At 71.8% G+C, this 23,614-nt stretch carries 24 protein-coding genes; 16 read left to right on the top strand and 8 right to left on the bottom strand.

The window, feature by feature from the left end:
• Positions 1-29 precede the first annotated feature (29 nt).
• The 13 genes from ACZ6B1_RS25230 (at position 30) to ACZ6B1_RS25170 (ending at position 11,689) form a co-directional block, all read left to right on the top strand.
• Entirely contained in the window at positions 30-1,364 is a 1,335-nt protein-coding gene (locus tag ACZ6B1_RS25230) for a hypothetical protein (RefSeq protein WP_468781913.1), read from the top strand.
• An 87-nt stretch (positions 1,365-1,451) separates the two neighbouring features.
• On the top strand, positions 1,452-2,015 hold the full coding sequence (locus ACZ6B1_RS25225; RefSeq protein ID WP_468781911.1) for a GNAT family N-acetyltransferase: 564 nt from the start codon (positions 1,452-1,454) through the stop codon (positions 2,013-2,015).
• 134 nt (positions 2,016-2,149) lie between these two features.
• Positions 2,150-2,233, top strand: coding sequence for a putative leader peptide (locus ACZ6B1_RS25220; RefSeq protein ID WP_310739661.1), 84 nt, complete (start codon positions 2,150-2,152; stop codon positions 2,231-2,233).
• A gap of 129 nt (positions 2,234-2,362) precedes the next feature.
• The gene (locus tag ACZ6B1_RS25215) at positions 2,363-4,063 is read left to right on the top strand and encodes a nitrite/sulfite reductase (protein WP_468781909.1); all 1,701 of its coding nucleotides are present in this window, start codon (positions 2,363-2,365) and stop codon (positions 4,061-4,063) included.
• 70 nt (positions 4,064-4,133) lie between these two features.
• Entirely contained in the window at positions 4,134-4,316 is a 183-nt protein-coding gene (locus ACZ6B1_RS25210) for a hypothetical protein (protein WP_250400994.1), read from the top strand.
• Positions 4,313-5,023, top strand: a complete 711-nt coding sequence (locus ACZ6B1_RS25205) for a phosphoadenylyl-sulfate reductase (RefSeq protein ID WP_468781907.1) — start codon at positions 4,313-4,315, stop codon at positions 5,021-5,023. The genes ACZ6B1_RS25210 and ACZ6B1_RS25205 overlap by 4 nt, the downstream gene beginning before the upstream one ends.
• On the top strand, positions 5,020-5,643 hold the full coding sequence (gene cysC, locus ACZ6B1_RS25200; protein ID WP_468781905.1) for an adenylyl-sulfate kinase: 624 nt from the start codon (positions 5,020-5,022) through the stop codon (positions 5,641-5,643). Before ACZ6B1_RS25205 ends, cysC begins: the two co-directional genes overlap by 4 nt.
• Entirely contained in the window at positions 5,640-6,584 is a 945-nt protein-coding gene (gene cysD, locus ACZ6B1_RS25195) for a sulfate adenylyltransferase subunit CysD (protein ID WP_468781903.1), read from the top strand. Before cysC ends, cysD begins: the two co-directional genes overlap by 4 nt.
• Before the next feature lie 2 nt (positions 6,585-6,586).
• Positions 6,587-7,921: a sulfate adenylyltransferase subunit 1 gene (locus tag ACZ6B1_RS25190; protein ID WP_468781901.1), complete on the top strand. Its 1,335-nt coding sequence runs from the start codon at positions 6,587-6,589 to the stop codon at positions 7,919-7,921.
• A gap of 212 nt (positions 7,922-8,133) precedes the next feature.
• Positions 8,134-9,243, top strand: a complete 1,110-nt coding sequence (locus ACZ6B1_RS25185; protein ID WP_468781899.1) for an aliphatic sulfonate ABC transporter substrate-binding protein — start codon at positions 8,134-8,136, stop codon at positions 9,241-9,243.
• Positions 9,244-9,277: 34 nt separating this feature from the next.
• Entirely contained in the window at positions 9,278-10,063 is a 786-nt protein-coding gene (locus ACZ6B1_RS25180; RefSeq protein WP_468781897.1) for an ABC transporter ATP-binding protein, read from the top strand.
• On the top strand, positions 10,050-10,934 hold the full coding sequence (locus ACZ6B1_RS25175; protein WP_468781896.1) for an ABC transporter permease: 885 nt from the start codon (positions 10,050-10,052) through the stop codon (positions 10,932-10,934). The genes ACZ6B1_RS25180 and ACZ6B1_RS25175 overlap by 14 nt, the downstream gene beginning before the upstream one ends.
• A gap of 5 nt (positions 10,935-10,939) precedes the next feature.
• Positions 10,940-11,689, top strand: coding sequence for a sirohydrochlorin chelatase (locus ACZ6B1_RS25170; protein ID WP_468781894.1), 750 nt, complete (start codon positions 10,940-10,942; stop codon positions 11,687-11,689).
• A 22-nt stretch (positions 11,690-11,711) separates the two neighbouring features.
• On the opposite strand, the gene ACZ6B1_RS25165 is transcribed toward ACZ6B1_RS25170, so the two are convergent.
• Positions 11,712-12,032: a hypothetical protein gene (locus ACZ6B1_RS25165; protein ID WP_468781892.1), complete on the bottom strand. Its 321-nt coding sequence runs from the start codon at positions 12,030-12,032 to the stop codon at positions 11,712-11,714.
• Between the two features lie 406 nt (positions 12,033-12,438).
• Complete coding sequence (locus tag ACZ6B1_RS25160) at positions 12,439-12,987, bottom strand: DUF1697 domain-containing protein (protein ID WP_468781890.1); 549 nt, start codon at positions 12,985-12,987, stop codon at positions 12,439-12,441.
• 395 nt (positions 12,988-13,382) lie between these two features.
• On the opposite strand from ACZ6B1_RS25160, the gene ACZ6B1_RS25155 reads away from it, so the two are divergent.
• A complete protein-coding gene (locus tag ACZ6B1_RS25155) occupies positions 13,383-15,632 on the top strand; it encodes an MMPL family transporter (RefSeq protein ID WP_468781888.1) in 2,250 nt (749 codons plus the stop codon).
• Between the two features lie 61 nt (positions 15,633-15,693).
• Here the strand turns inward: ACZ6B1_RS25155 and mgt are convergent, their stop codons facing one another.
• The 4 genes from mgt to ACZ6B1_RS25135 are packed head-to-tail and all read right to left on the bottom strand — an operon-like array spanning position 15,694 to position 19,991.
• Entirely contained in the window at positions 15,694-16,890 is a 1,197-nt protein-coding gene (gene mgt, locus ACZ6B1_RS25150) for a macrolide-inactivating glycosyltransferase (RefSeq protein ID WP_468781886.1), read from the bottom strand.
• Between the two features lie 55 nt (positions 16,891-16,945).
• Entirely contained in the window at positions 16,946-18,247 is a 1,302-nt protein-coding gene (locus tag ACZ6B1_RS25145) for an ABC transporter substrate-binding protein (protein WP_468781884.1), read from the bottom strand.
• A complete protein-coding gene (locus ACZ6B1_RS25140) occupies positions 18,247-19,080 on the bottom strand; it encodes a carbohydrate ABC transporter permease (protein ID WP_468781882.1) in 834 nt (277 codons plus the stop codon). The genes ACZ6B1_RS25145 and ACZ6B1_RS25140 overlap by 1 nt, the downstream gene beginning before the upstream one ends.
• Positions 19,077-19,991 carry a carbohydrate ABC transporter permease gene (locus tag ACZ6B1_RS25135; RefSeq protein WP_468781880.1) on the bottom strand — a complete coding sequence of 305 codons (915 nt, stop codon included), beginning with the start codon at positions 19,989-19,991 and terminating at the stop codon, positions 19,077-19,079. Before ACZ6B1_RS25135 ends, ACZ6B1_RS25140 begins: the two co-directional genes overlap by 4 nt.
• 159 nt (positions 19,992-20,150) lie before the next feature.
• Between ACZ6B1_RS25135 and ACZ6B1_RS25130 the strand changes: the two genes are divergently transcribed.
• Both ACZ6B1_RS25130 and ACZ6B1_RS25125 read left to right on the top strand, forming a co-directional pair.
• A complete protein-coding gene (locus tag ACZ6B1_RS25130; protein ID WP_468781878.1) occupies positions 20,151-21,014 on the top strand; it encodes a phosphotransferase enzyme family protein in 864 nt (287 codons plus the stop codon).
• Positions 21,015-21,154: 140 nt separating this feature from the next.
• The gene (locus ACZ6B1_RS25125) at positions 21,155-21,433 is read left to right on the top strand and encodes a DUF6083 domain-containing protein (protein WP_468781876.1); all 279 of its coding nucleotides are present in this window, start codon (positions 21,155-21,157) and stop codon (positions 21,431-21,433) included.
• A 27-nt stretch (positions 21,434-21,460) separates the two neighbouring features.
• Here the strand turns inward: ACZ6B1_RS25125 and ACZ6B1_RS25120 are convergent, their stop codons facing one another.
• Together ACZ6B1_RS25120 and ACZ6B1_RS25115 are read right to left on the bottom strand one after the other, a co-directional pair.
• Positions 21,461-22,186, bottom strand: coding sequence for an exonuclease domain-containing protein (locus ACZ6B1_RS25120; RefSeq protein WP_468781874.1), 726 nt, complete (start codon positions 22,184-22,186; stop codon positions 21,461-21,463).
• 102 nt (positions 22,187-22,288) lie between these two features.
• Positions 22,289-23,533, bottom strand: a complete 1,245-nt coding sequence (locus ACZ6B1_RS25115; RefSeq protein WP_468782101.1) for an SAV2148 family HEPN domain-containing protein — start codon at positions 23,531-23,533, stop codon at positions 22,289-22,291.
• Positions 23,534-23,614: the final 81 nt, after the last annotated feature.

The following is a 23,614-nucleotide window of genomic DNA, read 5'->3' as shown; positions in this document are numbered from 1 at the left end:
CAGGCGCAGTTGGCCCACCGGGAGGAGACATGAAGCATCGCGGCAGACACCGCCGGCGCAGACGGGGCACCGCCCTGCGCGCGGTCCTCACCGGGACCGCGCTTGCGCTCACCGCGGCCGCCACGCTGATCAGCACCTCGCAGGCCGAGGTCGCCGAGAGCCCCGGCGCGCTCAAGCCGCTGACCTCCCCCTCGGACACCGCCCGGCTCGGACTCCAGGAGCGCCTGGTGCCCGCCCGCGACCTGCACAGGCTCGCCGCGTCCATGGGCCGCCCGGTCGGTGTCGGCGCCGTCCTGGGGAGCGCCGACCGCACCCTGCGCGAGGGCGCCGAGTGCGCCCCGGACGACCGGGCGACCCTGCCCGTCGCCCCGTCCGCCGACCGCGCCTACTGCTGGGACCGGGCCGACGCCGCCGACACCACCTGGCGGCCGCACTCCGTCACCACCTCCGGGGACGCCGACGACGACGGCGTCTGGGGCACCCACCGGGTGATCCTCACCGGCTGGACCCGTACCGCCGCCGGCGGGCCCGCGGCCGGCCGGGGCCTGGCCCGGGTCGCCTTCGTCGACGCCGGAGACCCCGCACGGCCCGTCTACCGCTGGGTACTGCTGGTGGTGCCCGTGGACGGCGGGCGGGACTACCGCGGGCTGTCCTCCACCCTGACCGGCATGGTCTGGTACCAGGACAAGCTGCTGGTCACCACCCGGGCCGGCAGCTCCGCCGCGCTCTACGTCTACGACCTCGACCGCATCCAGCGCACCACCGCCGATACACCCGTGATCGGCCGGGTGCCCGGCGGCTGGTCCGCCGGCGGCTACCGGTACGTGATGCCCGCCGTCGGCTCCTACCGCTTCACCGCCGGCCGCTGCGCCGCCTCCGGGCCGCCCTGTCCGGCCACCCTCTCCCTGGACCGCGGCACCGCGCCGGACAGCCTCGTCGTCGCCGAACGGACCGCACCCGGCGACGACCGGCGCACCCGGCTGTGGCGGTACGCGTTCGACGGTTCCCCCGCGCGCAGCGGACTGCTCGCCACCGACGCCGCCGGGCGGGCGGACGCGATCGAGGCCTACCGGACCCGGGTGACCGGCATCAGCGGCGCGCTGTCCCACCGGCGGGCCGGGGCGGGCTCCCCGTCCTGGTACGTGGGACGCGCGTCCGGCACGGGAGACGGGCACGGCGGCCTGTGGCGCCAGAGCAGCGAGGACGCCAGGGCGGCACGCTGCGGATTCGACGGCTCCCACCACTGCTGGGCCGAGTCGGCGGGCTCCCTTTCGTACTGGGAGGAGACGGGCGAGGTGTGGTCCCTCTCGGATCGCATGCTCTTCGCGGTCCCCCTGAAGGCGCTCGACCGCTCACTGAGGTGACGGCCGGCCCCCGCCCCGGTGGGCGGGGCCGGGCGGAGTGACCTGGCCGATCGACAGGCGGGCCGGTGGGATGGTTCCCTGGCCCGCATGAGCAGCGTCACCGTCACCACCTGGTCCCTGGAACAGAACTCGCCGGCCGACCTCCTGCCGGCCGCCGCCCCCGAGGGCGACGTCCGGATCGTCCGCGCCGAGGTTCCCTCCCCCGAGTTCAGCCGCTTCCTCTATGCCTCGGTCGGCGGCGACATCCGCTGGACGGACCGGCTCGGGTGGACCCACGCGCGGTGGCGGGAGCACCTCGACCGTCCCGGCGTCGAGACCTGGGTGGCCTACGACCGCGGCACTCCCGCCGGATACGTCGAGCTGGAGGCGCAGGACGAGGGCGTGGTCGAGATCGTCTACTTCGGTCTGATCCCCGCCTTCCGCGGCCGGCGCATCGGCGGCCACCTGCTCGCGTACGGCACGGCCCGCGCCTGGGACCTGGCCGAGCGGTGGCCCGGGCGGACGCCGACGAAGCGGGTGTGGGTGCACACGTGCAGCAAGGACGGCGAGTTCGCCATGGCCAACTACCAGCGGCGCGGGTTCCTGCTGTTCGACACCAAGGTGGAACTGGAGCCGGAGGTGGCGACGCCCGGCCCGTGGCCCGGAGCGTGAACCCCGGAGCCCCCAGCCCCCGGCCCCCGGCCCGGAGCGTGACCCACAACACTCCGTCTCGCCATTCGAAATAGTTCCGTCCATATTACGGACGAAGGTGGACTGGCCAGAGATCCGCGTGACACGCTTCCGTCATGCCTGGAACTGGAATTGCCTTGGTGAGTCGGCGGCACGTCGACCTCGGCCGCATGTCCAGCGCCATCTGTCCGGCGAGCTGACAGCTCCAGCACCGCCGATCTCCCCGCACTTCACTCCCTGCTGCGCAATGACGCGCAGGCACGCATCCATGCGCCCGCATGCGCAGGTCAGAGCCGCGTTTCCCGCCTGTCCCGAAGGACGTATCAACCATGGCCGCCACCCCGCAGAACCCTGCCGCCTCCGCGCCCCGCCGCAAGGTGAGCCGTCACCGCGGTGAGGGTCAGTGGGCCGCAGGCCACTTCACCCCGCTCAACGCCAACGAGCAGGCCAAGAAGGACGACGACGGTCTCAATGTGCGGACACGCATTGAGACGATCTACTCGAAGCGCGGCTTCGATTCGATCGACCCCGGTGACCTGCGCGGCCGCATGCGCTGGTGGGGCCTGTACACCCAGCGCAAGCCCGGGATCGACGGCGGCAAGACCGCGATCCTGGAGCCGGAGGAGCTGGACGACGAGTTCTTCATGCTCCGGGTGCGCATCGACGGCGGAGCGCTCACCACCCGGCAGCTCCGGGTCATCGGTGAGATCTCGCAGGAGTTCGCGCGAGGCACCGCGGACATCACCGACCGGCAGAACGTCCAGTACCACTGGATCCGCATCGAGGACGTGCCCGAGATCTGGAACCGGCTCGAGGGCGTGGGCCTGTCGACCGTCACCGCGTGCGGCGACACCCCGCGTGTGATGATCGGCTCGCCGGTCGCGGGCATCGCCGAGGACGAGATCATCGACGGCACGCCGGCGCTGGAGGAGATGAAGCGCCGGGTCCTCAACAACAAGGCGTACTCGAACCTCCCCCGGAAGTTCAAGACGGCCATCTCGGGGTCGCCGCTGCTGGACGTGGTGCACGAGATCAACGACGTGGCGTTCGTCGGCGTCCGGCACCCCGAGCACGGGCCGGGCTTCGACCTGTGGGTCGGCGGCGGTCTGTCCACCAACCCCAAGCTGGGCGTCCGGCTCGGCGCCTGGGTGCCGATCGACGAGGTTCCGGACGTCTACGAGGGCGTCGTCTCGATCTTCCGTGACTACGGCTACCGCCGGCTGCGCACCCGGGCCCGGCTGAAGTTCCTGGTCGCCGACTGGGGCCCGGAGAAGTTCCGCCAGGTGCTGGAGGACGAGTACCTGGGCGGCCGCAAGCTGATCGACGGCCCCGCGCCCGAGCAGCCGGTGCGGCAGTGGCGCGACCACATCGGTGTGCACCGGCAGAAGGACGGCCGGTTCTACGTGGGGTTCGCCCCGCGCGTCGGCCGGGTCGACGGCGCCACCCTCACCAAGATCGCCGACCTCGCGGAGGCACACGGCTCGGGCCGGGTCCGCACCACCGTCGAGCAGAAGATGATCATTCTCGACGTCGAGCAGGACCGGGTCGACTCGCTGGTCGAGGGCCTGGAGGCGCTGGACCTCACCGCCCGGCCGTCCTCCTTCCGGCGCGGCACCATGGCCTGCACCGGCATCGAGTTCTGCAAGCTGGCCATCGTGGAGACCAAGCAGCGCGGCGCGCAGCTCATCGACGAACTCGAGCGCCGCCTGCCGGACTTCGACCAGCCGCTCACCATCAACCTCAACGGCTGCCCGAACGCCTGCGCCCGTATCCAGGTCGCGGACATCGGCCTCAAGGGCCAGCTGGTCCTGGACGGCGACGGCAACCAGGTCGAGGGCTACCAGGTGCACCTCGGCGGCGCGCTCGGCCTGGAGGCGGGCTTCGGCCGCAAGGTCCGTGGCCTGAAGGTCACTTCGGCCGAGCTGCCCGACTACATCGAGCGGGTCCTCAAGCGCTACCAGGCCGAACGCGAGGACGGCGAGCGCTTCGCCACCTGGGCGGCCCGAGCTTCCGAGGAGGCCTTGTCGTGAAGCGGGCGAGTGCACCGGCAACAGGCGCCCCGGAGGCGAACCGGGCTTCCGAGAAGAGGGAGGCCCTGTCGTGAGTGAGCGGGCGGCGCCCTTCTACTGCCCCTACTGCGGCGACGAGGACCTGCGGCCCGGTGAGCAGGGGCACGGCGCCTGGGAGTGCGGGGCGTGCAACCGAGCATTCCAGCTGAAGTTCCTCGGGCTGCTGGCCCGGGGGTTGAGGCGAGCCGACGACCAAGGGGGCGACGGAGCATGACGACCGCTCAGCAGGAGCGCACGGCCGAGGAGTTGAGGCGGCTCGCCGAGCAGGCGGGCCGGGACCTGGAGGACGCCTCCGCGCTGGAGATCCTCCAGTGGGCGGTCGACACCTTCGGGACGAGGTTCTGCGTCACCTCCTCGATGGAGGACGCCGTGGTCGCCCATCTCGCCTCCCGCGCCCGCAAGGGCGTGGACGTGGTCTTCCTCGACACCGGCTACCACTTCCCGGAGACGATCGGCACCCGGGACGCCGTGGAGGCCGTGATGGACGTCAACGTCATCACCCTCACCCCACGGCAGACGGTCGCCGAGCAGGACGCGGAGTACGGCCCGAGGCTGCACGACCGCGACCCCGACCTGTGCTGCGCGCTGCGCAAGGTGAAGCCGCTGGAGGAGGGTCTGAAGGGCTACCAGGCCTGGGCGACCGGCCTGCGCCGCGACGAGTCCCCGACCCGGGCGAACACCCCGGTCGTCGGCTGGGACGAGAAGCGGCAGAAGGTCAAGATCTCCCCCATCGCCCGCTGGACCCAGGACGACGTGGACGCCTACGTCGCCGAGCACGGCGTGCTCACCAACCCGCTGCTGATGGACGGTTACCCCTCCATCGGCTGCGCCCCCTGCACCCGCCGCGTCCTGGAGGGCGAGGACGCCCGCGCCGGCCGCTGGGCGGGGCGCTCCAAGACCGAGTGCGGGCTGCACGGATGACGGCGCACACGGCTACGCAGACCGCGTCCGCAGGTCCGGCTGCCACGGCCTTCACCGAAGCCACCGACACCCAGGAGAACCACGTGACCACCGGAGCCACCGTCTGGCTCACGGGCCTGCCCAGCGCCGGCAAGACCACCATCGCGTACGAGCTGGCCGGCCGGCTGCGCGCCGAGGGCCACCGCGTCGAGGTGCTCGACGGCGACGAGATCCGCGAGTTCATCTCGGCGGGCCTCGGCTTCGGCCGCGAGGACCGGCACACCAATGTGCAGCGCATCGGATTCGTCGCCGAACTCCTCGCCCGCAACGGTGTGAAGGCGCTGGTCCCGGTGATCGCGCCCTACGCGGACAGCCGTGCGGCCGTGCGCGAGCGGCACGCGGAGAACGGGACGCCGTACCTGGAGATCCATGTGGCGACCCCGGTCGAGGTGTGCTCGGTACGGGACGTGAAGGGGCTGTACGCCAAGCAGGCGGCGGGTGAGCTGTCGGGGCTGACGGGCGTGGACGACCCGTACGAGGAGCCCGAGACACCCGACCTGCGGATCGAATCGCAGCACCAGACCGTGCGGGAGTCCGCGGTCTCGGTGCATGCCCTGCTCAGTGAGAGGGGACTGGCATGACGACCGTCGCCGAGACCGCGACCGGTGGCGAGGGTACGGACACTCCGTACGCCCTGTCGCACCTGGACGCGCTGGAGTCCGAGGCGGTGCACATCTTCCGCGAGGTCGCGGGCGAGTTCGAGAACCCGGTGATCCTGTTCTCCGGTGGCAAGGACTCGATCCTGATGCTGCACCTCGCGCTGAAGGCGTTCGCCCCGGCCTCGATCCCCTTCTCGCTGCTCCATGTGGACACGGGACACAACTTCCCCGAGGTCCTGCAGTACCGGGACCGTGTGGTCGCCGAGCATGGGCTGCGACTCCATGTGGCATCCGTACAGGACTACATCGACCGCGGTGTACTCAAGGAGCGTCCCGACGGCACCCGTAACCCGCTGCAGACCCTTCCGCTGACGGAGAAGATCCAGAGCGAGAAGTTCGACGCGGTGTTCGGCGGCGGGCGGCGCGACGAGGAGAAGGCCCGCGCCAAGGAGCGGGTGTTCTCCCTGCGGGACGAGTTCTCCCAGTGGGACCCGCGCCGGCAGCGCCCCGAGCTGTGGAACCTGTACAACGGGCGGCACGCCCCGGGCGAGCACGTCCGCGTCTTCCCGCTGTCCAACTGGACCGAGCTGGACGTCTGGCAGTACATCGCCCGCGAGGGCATCGAACTGCCGGAGATCTACTTCGCCCACGAGCGAGAGGTCTTCCAGCGGGCGGGGATGTGGCTGACGGCCGGCGAGTGGGGCGGCGCCAAGGACGGCGAGACCGTCGAGAAGCGCCTGGTGCGCTACCGCACGGTCGGCGACATGTCCTGCACCGGCGCCGTCGACTCCGAGGCGACCACGCTGGACGCCGTCATCGCCGAGATCGCCGCGTCCCGGCTCACGGAGCGGGGCGCGACCCGCGCCGACGACAAGCTCTCCGAGGCCGCGATGGAAGACCGCAAGCGCGAGGGGTACTTCTAAGCATGAGCACCATCACGACCGAGACGCTCTCGGAGACCACCCTGCTGCGGTTCGCCACCGCCGGCTCCGTCGACGACGGCAAGTCCACGCTCGTCGGGCGGCTGCTGCACGACTCCAAGTCGATCCTCACCGACCAGCTCGAGGCCGTGGAGCGGGCGTCCGCGAGCCGCGGTCAGGAGGGCCCGGACCTGGCGCTGCTCACCGACGGCCTGCGCGCCGAGCGGGAGCAGGGCATCACCATCGACGTGGCCTACCGCTACTTCGCCACGCCCCGGCGCCGGTTCATCCTCGCCGACACCCCCGGCCATGTGCAGTACACCCGCAACATGGTGACGGGCGCCTCCACGGCCGAGCTGACGGTGATCCTCGTCGACGCCCGCAACGGAGTGGTCGAGCAGACCCGCCGGCACGCGGCGATCGCCGCGCTCCTGCGCGTGCCGCACGTGGTCCTCGCGGTCAACAAGATGGACCTCGTCGCGTACGAGGAGTCCGTCTTCGCCGCGATCGCCGAGGAGTTCACCGCGTACGCCACCGAGCTGGGCGTCCCGGAGGTCACCGCCGTCCCGATCTCGGCGCTGGCCGGTGACAACGTGGTGGAGCCGTCCGCGAACATGGACTGGTACGGCGGCCCGACCGTGCTGGAGCACCTGGAGACGGTCCCCGTCAGCCACGACCTGGCGCACTGCCACGCCCGGCTCCCCGTGCAGTTCGTGATCCGGCCGCAGACCGCCGAGCACCCGGACTACCGGGGCTACGCGGGCCAGATCGCCGCCGGCACCTTCCGGGTCGGCGATTCGGTCGCCCTCCTGCCGTCGGGGCGTACCACCCGGATCTCCGGCATCGACCTGCTGGGCGAGCCGGTCGACGTGGCGTGGACGACGCAGTCGGTGACGGTGCTGCTGGAGGACGACATCGACGTCTCGCGCGGCGATCTGATCGTGCCGGCGAAGGACGCCCCGGCCGTCACGCAGGACGTGGAGGCGACCGTCTGCCATGTCGCCGACCAGCCGCTGTCCGTCGGGCACCGGGTGCTGCTCAAGCACGGCACCCGCACGGTGAAGGCGATCGTCAAGGACATCCCGTCCCGGCTCACCCTCGACGACCTGTCCCTGCACCCGCACCCCGGGCTGCTCGCCGCCAACGACATCGGCCGGGTGAAGATCCGTACCGCCGAGCCGCTGCCGGTCGACTCCTACGCTGACTCGCGCCGCACCGGTTCCTTCATCCTGATCGATCCGAACGACGGGACCACGCTCACCGCCGGCATGGTCGGCGAGTCGTTCGCCTCCCCCGAGCCGGTCAAGGACGCGCCCGAAGACGACGGCTGGGACTTCTGACCATGAACTCCCCCGATTTCTACTCGATGTTCGCCAAGGAGGGCGGCCGCATCGGCAGCGGTGCCCTCGGCAGCGGGCAGGGCGGAGTGGCGCGATGTGTGCGGTGACGTACGCGCACCGCACGCGCGCCCAGCGACGAAGACCCTTTGCCGAACTCCCGGCCACGACCTGAAAGAGGCGTGACCGCCGGGCCAACGAGAGGAAAGCCTCCCGTGCCTGCCAGTTCCACCCTGCTTCGCCGCGGCCTGGCCGCGATAGCGGCCCTCCCCCTGCTGACGCTCGCGGCCTGCGGCTACGGGTCCGAGGCCAAGGACGACGACGCGGGCGCCCGGATCGCCGCCGGGTCGAAGAAGATCGACGGCCTGGACTCCGTGAAGATCGGCTACTTCGGCAACCTGACCCACGCGACCGCGCTGGTGGGCAACCAAAAGGGCTTCTTCCAGAAGTCGCTCGGCGCGACCAGGGCCGACTACCAGGTGTTCAACGCCGGTCCGTCCGAGATCGAGGCGCTGAACTCGGGTTCCATCGACATCGGCTGGCTCGGGCCGTCCCCGGCGATCAACGGCTACACCAAGTCGGACGGCAAGAGCCTGCGGATCATCGGCGGTTCGGCGTCCGGCGGGGTGAAGCTGGTCGTGAACCCGAAGAAGATCAAGTCCCTGAAGGACGTCAAGGGCAAGAAGATCGCGACACCGCAGCTCGGCAACACCCAGGACGTGGCCTTCCTCAACTGGGCCGCCGAGCAAGGCTGGAAGGTCGACGCGCAGAGCGGCAAGGGTGACGTCTCCGTCGTCCGCACCGACAACAAGGTGACCCCGGACGCCTACAAGTCCGGCTCCGTCGACGGCGCCTGGGTGCCCGAGCCGACCGCGTCCAAGCTGGTCGCCGAGGGCGGCAAGGTGCTGCTCGACGAGGCGTCCCTGTGGCCCGGCAAGAAGTTCGTGATCACGAACATCGTCGTGTCGCAGAAGTTCCTGAAGGAGCACCCGAAGGCCGTCGAGGCGGTGCTGAAGGCATCGGTCGACACCAACGCGTGGATCAACGCCAACCCGGACGAGGCCAAGGCCGCGGCGAACAAGCAGCTCGGCATCGACTCCGGCAAGGAGCTGCCGGCCGACGTCCTGGACCCGGCCTGGAAGTCGATCCAGATCACCGACGACCCGCTGGCCGCGACCCTCGACACCGAGGCCGGGCACGCCGTCAAGGCGGGTCTGCTGGAGGACCCGAAGCTGGACGGCGTCTACGACCTCACCCTCTTGAACAAGGTCCTCAAGGCCAAGGGTGAGAGCACCGTCGACGACGCCGGTCTCGCCGTCAAGTAAGTCCGGATCCGAGCGTTCCCAGGAGGTGACGACCATGGCAACCGCCCTCGCCAAGGCCGAAGACGCCGAGGCAGTCGAGTACGCGGCGCGCATCGAGCAGGTATCGAAGTCCTTCGCCGGGCCGGCGGGGCGGCAACTCGTCCTCGACGACATCACGCTGGATGTCGCGCCCGGCGAGTTCGTCACCCTCCTGGGTGCCTCGGGCTGCGGCAAGTCGACGCTGCTGAACCTGGTGGCGGGGCTGGACCGGCCCACCGCCGGCAGCATCGCGACCCACGGGCGCCCCGCCCTGATGTTCCAGGAGCACGCGCTGTTCCCGTGGCTGACCGCGGGCAAGAACATCGAACTCGCCCTGAGGCTCAGGGGCGTTCCGAAGGGCGAGCGGCGCGGCAGGGCCGAGCAGCTCCTCGAACTGGTCCGGCTCCAGGGCTCGTACGGCAAGCGGGTGCACGAGCTGTCCGGCGGTATGCGGCAGCGCGTGGCCATGGCCCGGGCGCTCGCGCAGGACAGCCAGTTGCTGCTGATGGACGAGCCGTTCGCCGCGCTGGACGCGATCACCCGCGACCTGCTGCACGACGAACTGACCCGGATCTGGGCGGAGACGGGAGTGTCCGTCCTGTTCGTCACGCACAACGTCCGTGAGGCGGTCCGGCTCGCGCAGCGGGTGGTGCTGCTGTCGTCCCGTCCGGGCCGGGTGGCCCGGGAGTGGCGGGTGGACATCCCGCAGCCGCGGCGCATCGAGGACGCCCCGGTCGCCGAACTGTCCCTCGAGATCACCGAAGTACTGCGTGGGGAGATCCGCCGCCATGGCCAGCACTGAGACGAAGACCGCCACGGACGCGGGAAGCGTCGAGGCGGGCCTGGACGCCCTGGAGACCGCCGTCACGGGCCGGGCTCCGTTCCGGCAGACCTTCGTCCGCAAGATCCTGCCGCCGATCGTCGCCACGGTCGTGGTGCTGGTCGTCTGGCAGGCACTGATCTCCCTCAGGATCGTCGACGACCCGACGAAGCTGCCCTCCCCCTCCGACGTGGGCGGCGAGTTCAAGCGGGCCTGGCTGGAAGGCAAGCTGCTCGGCTACATCTGGACCAGCGTCTCGCGCGGTCTGCTGGGCTTCCTGCTCGCGCTGGCCATCGGCACGCCGCTGGGCCTGCTGGTGGCCCGGGTGAGGTTCGTGCGCGCGGCCATCGGGCCGGTGCTCTCCGGTCTGCAGTCGCTGCCGTCGGTGGCCTGGGTGCCGCCCGCGGTGATCTGGCTGGGCCTGGACAACCAGATGATGTACGCGGTGATCCTGCTCGGCGCGGTGCCCTCGATCGCCAACGGCCTGGTGTCCGGTATCGACCAGGTGCCGCCGCTGTTCCTGCGGGCGGGCCGCACGATGGGTGCGACGGGACTGAGGGGTGCCTGGCACATCGTGCTGCCGGCCTCGCTGCCGGGCTATCTGGCCGGCCTGAAGCAGGGGTGGGCCTTCTCCTGGCGCTCGCTCATGGCGGCGGAGATCATCGCCTCCTCCCCCGACCTCGGCATCGGCCTGGGCGCGTTGCTGGAGAACGGCCGCAACGCCAGCTCCATGTCCATGGTGTTCGAGGCGATCTTCCTGATCCTGTTCGTCGGTATCGCCATCGACCTGCTCATCTTCTCCCCGCTCGAGCGGTGGGTGCTGCGCAGCCGTGGCCTTCTGGTGAAGAGCTGATTCCCATGTACGGCAAGCCGGTTCGACCCGTCCTCCTGGTGATCGCCCACGGCAGCCGCGACCCGCGGCATGCCGCGACCGTGCACGCCCTGGTGGAGCGGGTGCGGTCGCTGCGGCCCGGGCTGCGCGTGGAGACCGGCTTCCTGGACTTCAACATCCCGTCCGTGCACGGGGTACTGGAGTCGCTGGCCGCGGAGGGGGTGCGGGACGTGGTGGCGCTGCCGTTGCTGCTGACCCGTGCCTTCCACGCGAAGGCCGACATCCCGGCGGTCCTGCGGGACGCGCCGCGCGGGCTGCGCATCCGCCAGGCCGAGGTGCTGGGCCCGTCGCCGCTGCTGCTGTCGGCGCTGGAACGGCGCCTGTACGAGGCGGGGCTGACGCCCGCCGACAAGTCCTCGACCGGGGTCGTGCTGGCCTCGGCGGGGTCCTCCGACCCGGAGGCGATCGCAGTGATCGCCGACATCGCGCGGGAGTGGTGGCGCACCGGTTGGTGCGCCGTGCGGCCTGCGTTCGCCTCCGCTTCTCTTCCCCGCACCGAGGACGCGGTGGCAGAACTGCGCGCCCTCGGCTGCGAACGGGTCGCCGTGGCGCCCTACGTCCTCGCCCCCGGTTTCCTGCCGGACCGGATCGCGCGCGGCGCCGCGGAGGCCGACGTCCTGGCGGACGTCCTGGGGCCGGCCCCCGAGGTGGCGCGGCTCCTGCTGGACCGCTACGACACGGCGGGGTTGCCGGCCCGCACGGCTCTGGGCGCCTGAACCGGGGCGGGGCCCGGCCCGTTCACAGGTCCAGCAGGCGCACCAGTTGCTGGGTGAAGGCGAGGCTGCTGGTCCCGGCCGGCGCGCCGATGCTGATGGCATCCAGGCTCGAGCGGATGCGGCCCCGGTTGGGCGGGCCGCCGTCCGCCGCGGCCTCCTCCAGCGCGGCCATGATGACCTCCCCGTGGACGACGAGGCCGGGGAGCTCGGCGTGCAGCGCCTCGAGGAGTCCCTCGGTGAGCCGGAAGACGGTCTCCGGGTCCGGTCCGTGGTTGCTGCCGGTGCGGCCGTAGGAGCCCAGGTGACCGGGGCCGTTGACGTTCCCGTGGTAGTAGGTGCTCATCTTCCTGTCCTGACTCCTGGTCTGGGAGGGGCCGTACCGGGCCGGGTCCGGGACCGCCGACGTTACCCATGCGGCGGCTCCGGCCGTGTCCAGGAGTCTGGTGGTGCTCCGCCCACGCGCGTGGAAGGGCCGAAAAGAGTCACCCGTACGAGTGATCCGCGCCCCTTGACCAGGCCGGACACTCCCGACGGAACGGACAGCGGGCCGGCCCGTGGATCGGGGCGCGCCGGTCGCGGGCCCCCGTGGGACGGGCGCTCCGCGGCGCGGTGGGACCGCCGGCCGCGGTCCGGCGTTCCCCTGTGACGTCGGACCGCGGCCGGTACCTCGTTCTGCGTTCGGCCGGACGGATGCGTCACCCGCCCGGAACGCCCTCAGCGCCCCATGGGCGTTAATCGGCCACCGGTCCTCACTCCTCGGGAGCGGTCAGTTCGACGAGCTTCAGCACCGTGTTCCAGTTGCGGCTGGTGGCGATCAGGCCCTTGGCGGGACGGCGGGACAGCGCCTCGGCGAGCTTGGAGCGGCCCAGGCCGTCCGGGGCGTACAGGTAGAGGCAGCGGTCGCCGAGGCGGAACTCCTCGGGGAGGTGCGGGGCGGAGTCGATCGTCTCGAAGCGGTCCGGGGTGACCGGTGCGGAGAAGTAGGTGACGTGGAGCTGCTTCGCGGTCAGTTCGGCGGCCGGGAACGGGCACGCATCGGCCACCGCCCGCAGGTAGGCGTGGTCGCGCACGATCACGTCGACCCGGAAGCCGAACCGCGCCTCGATCGCCCGGGTCAACTCGGCCGCCAGGGACTCCTCGTCGCCGTGTGCGGCGCTGAACACGGCCTGGCCGCTCTGCAGATGGGTCCGTACGCCACCGTGGCCGAGGCCCGTCAGGAGCGAGCGGAGATCGGCCATCGGGAGTTTCCTGCTGCCACCGACGTTGATTCCGCGCAGCAGCGCCGCATAGGTCGTCACCCGGACAGGTTAGATCGGCCGCCGTGCCCCGTGGGGGCGGGCACGGCGGCCGGGCCCGGAACGAGCCGGGTTGCGCGAAACTCTGGCCGATCAGCGGCCCGCGATTCAACCTCTACACGCACCTGTGACTTGTTCAACAAGGTTTCGTAATCACAAAGTGGATCTTCGACGGCGGATCGGACACGGCTGTCCGCCGGCCCGCTCACCCCGAGACGCGTCCCCGGGAAGCCCCGAAAGATGTAAGGGGCCGCCGTCCTCCCCAGCGGTGACCCGGGCCCGCGCCACTTCACCGGGCAGTACGACGAGACCTCCGCGCGGGGCCCATACCGTCGAAGCGAACGAGCGAGGACGTGGCGGCAGGGGGTCGTCACCGCATACGAGGGGGAAAGCCCGTCATGGGGAACACGGACGTGCGCGTGCGGGGGCTGGCCGCCCGCGCCGGCGGCTGGAGCGCCCGGCACCGCTGGGCCGCCGTCGGCATATGGGTGCTGTTCGTCGTCCTGGCCATGGGGCTCGGCTCGGCGGCCGGCCGGGTCGACGTGGACGAGAGCGACCAGCTCAAGGGCGAGACACACACCGCGGCGAAGATCATCGAGGACGCGGGCATCGAGCAGCCGGCCGGAGAGACCGTGCTGATCCAGTCCCGGGACGGCGCCCTCAAGGCGACGAGCGGCGAGTTCCGGGCCGCCGTCGACGACGTGGTCGAGGCCGTCGGCGGCACCGGGAAGGTCACCCATGTGACCTCCCCGTACGACACGCGCACCATCTCCCGGGACGGCCGTACCGCGCTGGTGCAGTTCGACATGCGCGGCGACGCGGAGAGCGCCGCCGACCGGGTCGAGCCGGTGCTGCACGCCGTCGCCGGGGTGCAGAAGGCGCACGACGGCCTGCGGATCGAGGAGATCGGCGGCGCCAGCATGAACAAGCAGTACCAGGACGCCTTCGGGGACGACTTCCAGAAGGCCGAGTACTCGGCCGTGCCGGTGGCCCTCGGCATCCTGCTGATCGCGTTCGGCGCCCTGGTGGCCGCGCTCCTGCCGGTGGCCCTGGCGGTCACCGCGATCATGGCGACGATGGGCCTGATGGGCATCGTCAGCCACGTCCAGCCGATGAGCGACACCGCCAACTCCGTGATGCTGCTGGTCGGCATGGCCGTCGGCGTCGACTACTGCCTGTTCTACCTGCGCCGGGAACGCGAGGAGCGGGACGCCGGCCGGGACGCGGGCGCCGCCCTGCGCATCGCCGCCGCCACCAGCGGCCGCGCGATCATCGTCTCCGGGGTCACGGTGTGCGTGGCGATGGCGGGCATGCTCTTCACCGGGCTCGCCGAGTTCGAGGCGATGGGCCTGGCCTCGCTGATGGTGGTCGCCGTCGCCATGGTCGGCTCGGTGACCGTGCTGCCCGCGCTGCTCTCCCTGCTGGGCGAGCGGGTCGAGAAGGGCCGCCTCCCCTTCCTGGGCCGGCGGCGCCGGCGCGGCGGCAACACCGACAGCCGCTTCTGGACCGCCGTGCTGCGCGGGGTGCTGGCCAAGCCGCTGATCTCCGTGGTCGTGGCGGCGGGCGCGCTGCTCGCCGTCGCCGCGCCCGCGCTCGGCATGAAGACCCAGCAGCTCACGCTGGACCAGGAGTTCGGGAACTCGCTGCCGATCGTGCAGACCTACGACCGGCTCAACGCGGCCTTCCCGGGCGGCTCCGAGCCCGCCCAGGTGGTCGTCGGCGCCAAGGACATCAGCGCGCCGGAGGTACGGCGGGCACTGGCCGACTTCAAGCAGCGGGCCATCTCCTCGGGCGCCTCGCGCGGCCCCGTCGACATCAAGGTGCACCGGGCGCAGAACGTCGCCCTGGTCTCCGTACCGCTGGTCGGCGGCTCCGACATGGACCGCGCGGTCAAGAGCCTCGACAAGCTGCGTGACGAGGTGCGGCCCGCCACCCTCGGCAAGGTGGAGGGCGTCCAGGCCCCGATCACCGGGCAGGTCGCGGGCAACCGCGACTTCAACGACCAGCTCCTCGGCTCCGTCGTCCCGGTGTTCGCGTTCGTGGTCGCCTTCGCCTTCCTGCTGATGCTGCTGTCGTTCCGCTCGCTGACGGTGGCGATCACCTCGATCGTGCTCAACCTGCTGTCGGTGGGCGCCGCCTACGGCATCCTGGTCGCCGTGTTCCAGCACGGCTGGGGTGCCTCGCTGGTGGGCGCGGAGGGCGTCGGCGCGATCGTCACCTGGCTGCCGCTGTTCCTCTTCGTGATCCTGTTCGGCCTGTCCATGGACTACCACGTGTTCGTGGTCTCCCGGATCCGCGAGGCCCGGCTGCGCGGCCGCAGCACCGAGGACGCCATCCAGCACGGTGTGGTCACCACGGCCGGTGTCGTCACCAGCGCCGCCGTGATCATGGTCGCCGTGTTCGCGATCTTCGGCACGCTGTCCATGCAGTCCATGAAGCAGATGGGCGTGGGCCTGGCCGCCGCCGTCCTGATCGACGCGACGGTCATCCGCGGCGTACTGCTGCCGGCCGTGATGGCACTGCTCGGCGAGCGCAACTGGTACCTGCCGAAGTGGCTGCACCGTCTGCCGGACCTCACCCACGACGAGTCGCCCGAGGCGACCGCGCCGGCCCCCGTCCGCGACGAGGGCGAGCGGCTCACCGTCTGATCCCGCCCGGAGACGCAGGGGCCCGCCGGTCCTGGGGAACCGGCGGGCCCCTGTCACGTGCTCAGCCCGCGGGCAGTTCCGCCTCGATCAGGTCGGCCGCGCGCCGGGTGCCGCCCTCCTCGGCCATCTCCGCCTGGATCTCCTTCAGCCGCCGGGCGACCTCCGGGTCGCCGGTGAGGTCCAGGGCGGTCTCGCGGAGGCGGTCGGCGGTGGCCTCCTCGGTGGGCAGATGCCGGGCCACACCGAGGGCCTGGAGCACATCGGCGTTGCCGAACTGGTCCACGGCCTGCGGTACGGCGATCATCGGCGTGGCGGTGGCGAGACCCTCCTGACTGCCGCCGGCACCGGCATGCGTGACGAACAGGTCGGCCTGCCGCAGGATCGCCAACTGCGGTACCCAGGGGTGCACTTCCACGTTCGCGGGTACGTCGCCCAGCTCGGCCGGGGCCACCTGGCCGCCGATCTGCAGGACCAGGTGCCAGCCGGGCAGGTCACCGAAGGCGCGGACGCACTCGCGGTAGAAGGCGGGCTGCCTGGTGAACGTCGAGCCCAGGGAGACGAGGACCACCCTCTCGGCGTCGGCGGGCCGCTGCCAGTCGCCCTGGTCGGCCCGGTCGCCCTGGCAGGCGCCGACGAAGCTGTACACGCGCTGGTCGACGCGGTCGGCGTGCGGCTGGAGGGCCTTCGGGATGAGGACGAGGGAGCGGTCGGGCCGTCCGACGAACGGGTCCGGCTGCTCGGTGATCCCGTTCTCCGTGAGCCAGGCGCGGAACCGGGCGTAGTAGGCCCGGCCGCGCTCGGTCTTCCGGGGCTCCGCCCACATCGGCTCGGCGACCTCCTCCTCGTAGCCGTCCCAGGCGACGAGGTTCGGGGACAGGGAGATCGCCGGGACGCCCCAGCGGTGGGCGAGCACGCGGGCCGGATAGGAGGTGATGTCGTGCAGGACCAGGTCCGGTTCGTCGCCCTCGTAGGCCGCGACGAGCTGCGGGAGCGCCTGGATGGCGTCGTTCAGGAACGGCTCCACGTGGTCCAGCAGGGTGCTCCCCCAGGCCTCGGGGTCGGCGTCGGGGCCGGGCAGCGTGGACGTGTACGGCACGGGCCGGGCACCGGTCGCTGCCACCTTCTCGGCGAAGACCGGCGGGATGGCGTACGTGACCCGGTGGCCGCGGGCGACGAGTTCGCGGATCACCTCGAGGCTGGGGTTCACATGGCCGTGGGCGGCGACGGAGAACATGGCGATATGGGCGGGAGCGGTCATGGCGACGAGACTAGACGAGACGAGACGTCTCGTTCAAACGGATTACGCCGGGAGCTCAGCGCTGGTAGCGGGCCAGCACCAGGTTGCCGTCCCGTTCCAGGCGTTCCCGCAGGCCGGACAGGCCGATCGAGCCGCTGTAGTACTCCTGGAAGGCGGGGGTGGCGACCTTGTCCTTCCACTCCGGGTAGCCGCGCACGGACTGGGCGGGGGCCGGGCGGAGGTGGGACGCGAGTGCGGTACCGGTGGCCCAGCCGTTCTCCGCGGTGTGCAGGGCGGGGTCCTTCAGTGCCTCGGTGCCGGTGGGCAGCATCCAGTCGCCGAGGGCGAGGCGGACCATGTTCGCGGGCCGCAGCAGGAAGTCGATGAACTCGGCGGCCTCCTTCTTGTGCGGGCAGTCGGCGGCGACGGACAGGGTCTGCGGGCTGACGCCCTGGGTGAGGCCGCCCGCGCCGGCGGGGGCGGGCAGCACCTGCCAGTCGAAGCCCTCCGGCGCCTGCTGCGCGATCTGCTGGCGGTAGGAGAAGCCCAGCGGGACCATCGCGTACCGGCCACCGAAGAAGCCGGGCAGGGTGTCCGAGCCGCCGCTGCCCAGCGTCGAGGCCGGGGCGCTGCGGTCGACGGCGACCTGGTCGTGGACCGTGCGCGGTACGACCGCGTCACCGGCGCCGAACCGGACGGTCACCTTGCCGTCGGTGCCCCGGTGGAAGAGCCGGCCGCCCGCCGAGAGCGAGAGGTTGAGCGTGGCGGAGACGGGTTCCTTCAGCGGCCAGGCCACGCCGTACCTGCCGGCGCCGCTGAGCCGCTTGGAGACCTGCCGGAACTCGGCCCAGCTCCAGGGGTGTTCCGCGGTCGGTATGCGCACTCCCGCCGAGCGCAGCCGAGCGGCGTTGGCGATCAGCACCCGCGGTTCCTGGAGGAACGGCACCCCGTAGACGCCGCCATCGAAGGTGGCCGTCCGCCAACTGCGCTGCGGAATGTCCGACTTGAGCCTGGCGGGCAGCAGGCCGGTGAGGTCGGCGAGGTAGCCGCCGTAGGCGAAGTCGGCGAGGTCGTCGGAGGCGTCATGGATGACGTCCGGGGCCTCACCGCCCTCGAAGGAGGTGAGGAGCTGGTCGTGCACGCTGTCCCAACTTCCCTGGACGTACTCGACCTTGACGTCCGGATGGGTGGCGTTCCACTCCTTCACCAGCTCCTTGTTGGCGGCCACGGACTCCTGCTGCCAGGCCAGGGACTGGAAGCGCAGGGTGACCGGGCCGCCCCGGTCGCGGCCCGCCGCGGAACAGCCCGCGAGGAGAAGAAGCAGGACCAGGAGTGCCGTGGCCGTCCTTCCCCGGCCGGCTCCGCGAGGGTGCCGCATCAGTTCTTCACCGCCCCTTCGAGCAGGCCGCCCGTGATACGCCGCTGGATGAGGGCGAAGACGAGCAGGGAGGGCAGGGTGGCCAGGAACGCGGCGGCGGCCAGCGGGCCGAGGTCGGCGACGCCCTCCGCGCCGATGAAGTGCGTGAGGACGACCGGAAGGGTCTGGTTGCCGGGGCTCTTCAGCAGGACCAGCGCGAAGAAGAACTCGTTCCACGCCGTGACGAACGCGAACAGCGCCGTCGCCGCGATCCCCGGCGCCAGCAGCGGCGCGGTCACCGACACCAGCGTCCGCAGCCGGCCGGCGCCGTCGACGGCCGCCGCCTCCTCCAGCTCGGCGGGCACGGCCCGGACGTGTCCGACGAGCATCCACAGCGCGAACGGCAGCGCCCACACCACGTACACCAGCACCAGCCCGGCCAGGGAGTCGATCAGCCGCAGGTGCTTCAGCAGCAGGAACAGCGGGATGATCACCAGCACGAACGGGAACGCCTGACTGACCACCACCCATCCGGTGGCCGCCCGGGACAGCGCCGAGCGGTGCCGCGCCATGACGTACGCCATCGGGGTCGCGATCAGTACGGCGACGACGGCCGCCCCGAGCGCCACCAGCAGGGAGTTCAGGGCGGCGTGCAGCAACGGCTGCTCGTCGAAGGCCTGCCGGAAGTTGGCCAGGGTGGGGTGGCGGGGGATCCACGTGGGATGGAGGCTGCCCAGCTCGCGGGGCGACTTGAAGGCGGTGGACAGCAGCCACAGCAGCGGGAAGGCGAGGAAGACCAGATAGGCGAGCAGGGCGGCGTACTGGCCGGCGCGGGCCGCGGGGCGGGTCCTCATGCGTCCTCGCCTCCCCGCAGCCTGCCCGCGAGGAACACCGCGAGCAGGACGGAGACGACCGCCACCAGAACGCATCCCATCGCCGCCGCGTAGCCGAACTGGCCGTAGCGGAAGGCCTCCTCGTAGGCGAACAGCATGGGCAACCGGGTCTTTCCGCCGGGTCCGCCGCTGGTGAGCACGTACACCAGGGCGAAGGAGTTGAGGTTCCAGATGAGGTTGAGCGCGGTGATGGCGAGGGCCACCGGTCTCAGGGCGGGCCAGGTGACCGCGCGGAACCGGCGCCAGGCGCCCGCGCCGTCCACCGCGGCGGCCTCGTGCAGTTCGCGCGGGGTGTTCTGGAGGCCGGCGAGCAGGGCCACCGTGGTCTGCGGCATGCCCGCCCAGACGCCGACGACGATGACGGCGGGCAGCGCGGTGGCCAGGCCGCTCAGCCAGTCCCGGCCGTCGCCGAGGCCGAGGTCGCGCAGGCTCTCGTTGAGGACGCCGGCGTCGGGGTTGTAGACCAGCCGCCACATCATGCCGACGACGACCTCGGGCATGGCCCACGGGACGATCGCCAGGGCACGGGCGAAGCGGCGCAGCCGTAGGTCCTGGTCGAGCAGGAGGGCGAGGCCGAGCGCCAGCAGGAACTGCGGCACGGTCACCCCGACCGCCCACACCAGCCCGATCCGGAACGACTCCCAGAACAGCGTGTCGTGCAGCAGGTCCCGGAAGTTGAGGACGCCGATCCAGGTGGTTGCGGTCGTCCGGCCGGACTGGGCGTCGGTGAACGCCAGCACGATGCCGTAGAGCAGCGGGCCCACGCTGAGCAGGAGGATCGGGATCAGTGCGGGGAGGACCAGGAACCAGGCGCCGTGGTCGCGAGTGGCGGCACGAGCGGCCGGCCGCCGCGCCTCGGCCACTGCTGTCATGCGATCAGCCCCTTCGCCTGACCCGGTTGGCGTGTTCATGTTCGTAAACGCGCGGAACCCCGTCAAGGGACCGCGCACACGGTCCCGACCTGTGCGAATGGGAGACTGACGGGAGGCCACGAGGGCCGGGACGGTACGGAGAGGGCACGGAGGCGGACGATGGACGAGGCACGGGCGCGGGACGTACTGGCCGCGGCGAAGGTTCTGCCGGGCCCGGCCGGAGACGCACGGCTCATCTCCCTCGGCGAGAACGCGGTGTTCGCCGCCGGTGACCTGGTGGTCAAGGTGGGCCGCGCCGCCGAACTGCTGGACCGGGCCCGGCGCGAGCTGGACATCGCCGGCTGGCTGGCCGGTGCGGGCGTGCCCGCGGTGCGGGCGGCCGAGCCCGAGCCGCTGCTGGTGGAGGGGCACCCGGTGACCGTGTGGCACCGGCTGCCGGATGCCGTGCGGCCGGCCGAGCCCCGCGATCTGGCCGGGCTGCTGCGGATCGTGCACGCGCTTCCCGCGCCTCCCTTCGCGCTTCCGCCCCGGGAACTGCTCGGCGGTGTGGAGCGCTGGCTGCGGCTCGCGGGCGAGGCGATCGACCCGGAGGACGCGGCGTATCTGCGCGAGCGCAGGGACGGGTTCGCCGCCGCGGCGGCGGCGCTGACGCCCCATCTGGCTCCTGGGCCGATCCACGGGGACGCGCTGCCCCGCAATGTGCACGTGGGGACGGACGGGCCGGTACTGGTCGACCTGGAGACCTTCTCCGCGGACCTGCGCGAGCACGATCTGGTGGTGATGGCCCTGTCCCGGGACCGCTACGGGCTAGCCGCGGAGGCGTACGACTCCTTCGTCTCGGCGTACGGCTGGGATGTGCGGGAGTGGGAGGGGTGCTCGGTGCTCCGGGGCGCCCGTGAAACGGCGAGCTGCGCGTGGGTGGCCCAGCACGCGGCCGGCAACCCGAAGGCGCTGGCCGAATTCCGGCGCCGGGTGGGCTCGCTGCGCGACGGGGACGAGGCGGTGCGGTGGTATCCGTTCTGAGCCGGCCGGTCGAGTTTCCCCAGCGGGGCGCCTGAGGTCCCTGCCGCCACTCCCCCGCCGGCCCCGAACCGCCCGATCCTCCGCTCTGCCCCCAGTGCGGGCTCAGCGGTGACCGGCGGGCCACCTAGACCGGGCAGCACGTGCTGCTCGAACCCCGGCTCACCGTTCCCGCGCATCTCGTGCCCGGTGGGCACCGCTGGCACATCGACGGCAACGGCACCGCGTGGAACTGCGGCCTGGACGAGCCGACGCCCGGCACCACCTGCCGGATACCGCACCAACTCGCGTGCCCGGGACTCACGCTGGACGAGATCCAGCCTTGGCGGTGGCTGACCGCGGTACGCGCCTACAACACGCTGCCGGCCCGGCGGAAGGCCGACGAGGACGGTTTCCCCGAGGAACTGCCGGACACCGGCTGACCCGAGGGAACAGGCCGGCGTCCCGGGCTACGCCGGCAAGCTGTCGGGGAGGTGGCGGATCGGCCACGTGCCGTCGATGACCGCTGTCTCGTCACCCTTGCGCCGGAGGAAGGACTGGAAGTCGGCTGCCCATTCGGCGTACCAGTCGATCTGGCGGGTGTGGAGTTCCGCCGGGCCGAGCGCGGCGATCTTGGGATGGCGGGTGGCTATCGCGGAGGCGAGGCGGGCCGCGGCCAGGGCGTCGGCGCAGGCGTTGTGGGCCGCGTCGAGGACCGTGCCGTACTCCGCGCAGACCGCTTCCAGGTTCCGTTTGCCACGGCGGTACCGGTCCACCCAGCGGTCGATGGTGTACGGGTCGATCACCGGGGCGGGGGGCGCGCCGCCCAGGCGGTCGGTGAGGGACGGCAGGCCGTGGCGGCGCAGTTCGGCGGAGAGCAGGGTGAGGTCGAACGCCGCGTTGTAGGCGACCACCGGGACACCCGCCCGCCAGTACGACACGAGCACGTCCGCGATGGCGTCGGCCACCCGGTCGGCAGGGCTGCCCTCGGCCGCAGCCCGTTCGTTGCTGATGCCGTGCACCGCGACCGCGTCGGCCGGTATCTCCACGCCCGGATCCGCCAGCCATTCCCGGCGCCCCAGGGGCTCACCGGCCCTGACCTCGATGACCGCGCCGGTGACGATGCGCGCCTCGTGCGGGTCCGTGCCCGTGGTTTCCAGATCGAAGCCGATCAGCAGCTCCCGGTGCCAGCCCATGGCGGCCCCCCTTCTCGGTGGTGCTTTCCCCCAGTGGCTCCCACCATCGCACGCGGCACTGACAATCCGAGGACCACGTTCCGCTCCGCCCGCTCGGACAGTTCAGGACACGGGGCGCGAATCAGCCCAGGACAGCTCGAATTCCTCGCGGTATGTCGGGAAGATACCGGCATCGCCCATGTCGTCCGACTTGAGCACCTTGCCGCCGCCCCGCAGTACCAGGACCGGCGACTCCATCCCCCGGGCCCCGCGCAGATAGGACTGCACCACGGCGATGCCGTCCGCGCCGTCGCCGTCCACGAGGTAGGCGGTGAAGCGGGGCGTCTCGTCGTAGACCTGGATCTCGAAGGCGCCCGGGTCGCGCAGCCGGGACCGCACCCGGCGCATGTGCAGGATGTTCATCTCGACGGACCGGCTCAGTTCGCCCCGTTTCATCCCCAGTTCGCGCTCCCGGCGCTTGACCGCGCTGGAGGCCGGATTGAGGAAGAGCAGCCGTACCCGGCAGCCGGACTCGGCGAGCCGGACCAGCCTGCGGCCGGAGAAGTTCTGCACCAGCAGGTTGAGCCCTATGCCGATGGCGTCGAGGCGGCGGGCGCCCCCGAACAGGTCCTCGGCCGGGAACTGGCGCATCAGCCGCACCCGGTCGGGGTGGACGGCGACGACGTCCGCGTACCGGTCGCCGACCAGGTCCTCCACCGCGTCGACCGGCAGCCGGCGCGCGGAGGGCACGTCACCGCCCGCGCCGAGCATCTCCAGCAGCCGGGCCGAGGCCCGCTCGGCCTGGTTCAGCACCGCCTCGGACAGCGCCCGGTTGCGGGAGACGACGTTGCGGGTCACCTCCAGCTCGTCCAGGGCGAGTTCGACGTCCCGGCGCTCGTCGAAGTACGGCTCGAAGCACGGCCAGTGCTGCACCATCAGCTCGCGCAGCTGCGGCAGGGTGAGGAAGCTGAGCACGTTGTCGTCGGCCGGGTCGAGCAGATAGCCCTTGCGGCGGCTCACCTCGCGGACGGCGACCGCCCGCTGCACCCACTCCTGCCCGGCGGGCCCGGCCGCGGCCACCACCCACTCGTCGCCGTGGACGGGTTCGTAGATGGGCCGCAGCACGGCGGCGACGACCGCGCGCAGCCGCTGCTCGACCAGGTTCAGCCAGATATAGGCCCGGCCCGCCCGCTGGGCGCGGACGCGCACCTCGAGCCAGGCGTCGGTGTCCCAGTCCAGTTCCGGCCCGATGGAGCCCGTGGCGTCCATCGGGCGGGCCAGGGACACCGCGCCGGGCGGGACGTCTGTGGAGTTCCCCTCGTGGTGACCCTCGTCACCAGGGGGCAGCTCCAGCCCTCCCGAGCCCACCCGCGCACCGCCTTCCGCCACCCCGGGCCTTCCCCACGTCAACGATCAAGGAAGGGTACTCCGGGAGCGGTCGGCGATGCA

It is taken from the genome of Streptomyces sp. NPDC041129 (assembly GCF_055592265.1).
Note: the sequence above shows the minus strand (reverse complement) of the source record. Positions and strands in the feature narration are given on the sequence as shown.

Bases quoted from the DNA above. Each gene is read 5' to 3' on its own strand.
- ACZ6B1_RS25230 (WP_468781913.1), top strand. From the start codon at position 30: ATGAAGCATCGCGGCAGACACCGCCGGCGCAGACGGGGCACCGCCCTG.
- ACZ6B1_RS25130 (WP_468781878.1), top strand. From the start codon at position 20,151: ATGGACGAGGCACGGGCGCGGGACGTACTGGCCGCGGCGAAGGTTCTG.
- ACZ6B1_RS25220 (WP_310739661.1), top strand. From the start codon at position 2,150: ATGCCTGGAACTGGAATTGCCTTGGTGAGTCGGCGGCACGTCGACCTC.
- ACZ6B1_RS25180 (WP_468781897.1), top strand. From the start codon at position 9,278: ATGGCAACCGCCCTCGCCAAGGCCGAAGACGCCGAGGCAGTCGAGTAC.
- ACZ6B1_RS25165 (WP_468781892.1), bottom strand. From the start codon at position 12,032: ATGAGCACCTACTACCACGGGAACGTCAACGGCCCCGGTCACCTGGGC.
- ACZ6B1_RS25205 (WP_468781907.1), top strand. From the start codon at position 4,313: ATGACGACCGCTCAGCAGGAGCGCACGGCCGAGGAGTTGAGGCGGCTC.
- ACZ6B1_RS25215 (WP_468781909.1), top strand. From the start codon at position 2,363: ATGGCCGCCACCCCGCAGAACCCTGCCGCCTCCGCGCCCCGCCGCAAG.
- ACZ6B1_RS25155 (WP_468781888.1), top strand. From the start codon at position 13,383: ATGGGGAACACGGACGTGCGCGTGCGGGGGCTGGCCGCCCGCGCCGGC.
- ACZ6B1_RS25190 (WP_468781901.1), top strand. From the start codon at position 6,587: ATGAGCACCATCACGACCGAGACGCTCTCGGAGACCACCCTGCTGCGG.
- cysC (WP_468781905.1), top strand. From the start codon at position 5,020: ATGACGGCGCACACGGCTACGCAGACCGCGTCCGCAGGTCCGGCTGCC.
- cysD (WP_468781903.1), top strand. From the start codon at position 5,640: ATGACGACCGTCGCCGAGACCGCGACCGGTGGCGAGGGTACGGACACT.
- ACZ6B1_RS25170 (WP_468781894.1), top strand. From the start codon at position 10,940: ATGTACGGCAAGCCGGTTCGACCCGTCCTCCTGGTGATCGCCCACGGC.
- ACZ6B1_RS25120 (WP_468781874.1), bottom strand. From the start codon at position 22,186: ATGGGCTGGCACCGGGAGCTGCTGATCGGCTTCGATCTGGAAACCACG.
- ACZ6B1_RS25225 (WP_468781911.1), top strand. From the start codon at position 1,452: ATGAGCAGCGTCACCGTCACCACCTGGTCCCTGGAACAGAACTCGCCG.
- ACZ6B1_RS25175 (WP_468781896.1), top strand. From the start codon at position 10,050: ATGGCCAGCACTGAGACGAAGACCGCCACGGACGCGGGAAGCGTCGAG.
- ACZ6B1_RS25135 (WP_468781880.1), bottom strand. From the start codon at position 19,991: ATGACAGCAGTGGCCGAGGCGCGGCGGCCGGCCGCTCGTGCCGCCACT.
- mgt (WP_468781886.1), bottom strand. From the start codon at position 16,890: ATGACCGCTCCCGCCCATATCGCCATGTTCTCCGTCGCCGCCCACGGC.
- ACZ6B1_RS25145 (WP_468781884.1), bottom strand. From the start codon at position 18,247: ATGCGGCACCCTCGCGGAGCCGGCCGGGGAAGGACGGCCACGGCACTC.
- ACZ6B1_RS25140 (WP_468781882.1), bottom strand. From the start codon at position 19,080: ATGAGGACCCGCCCCGCGGCCCGCGCCGGCCAGTACGCCGCCCTGCTC.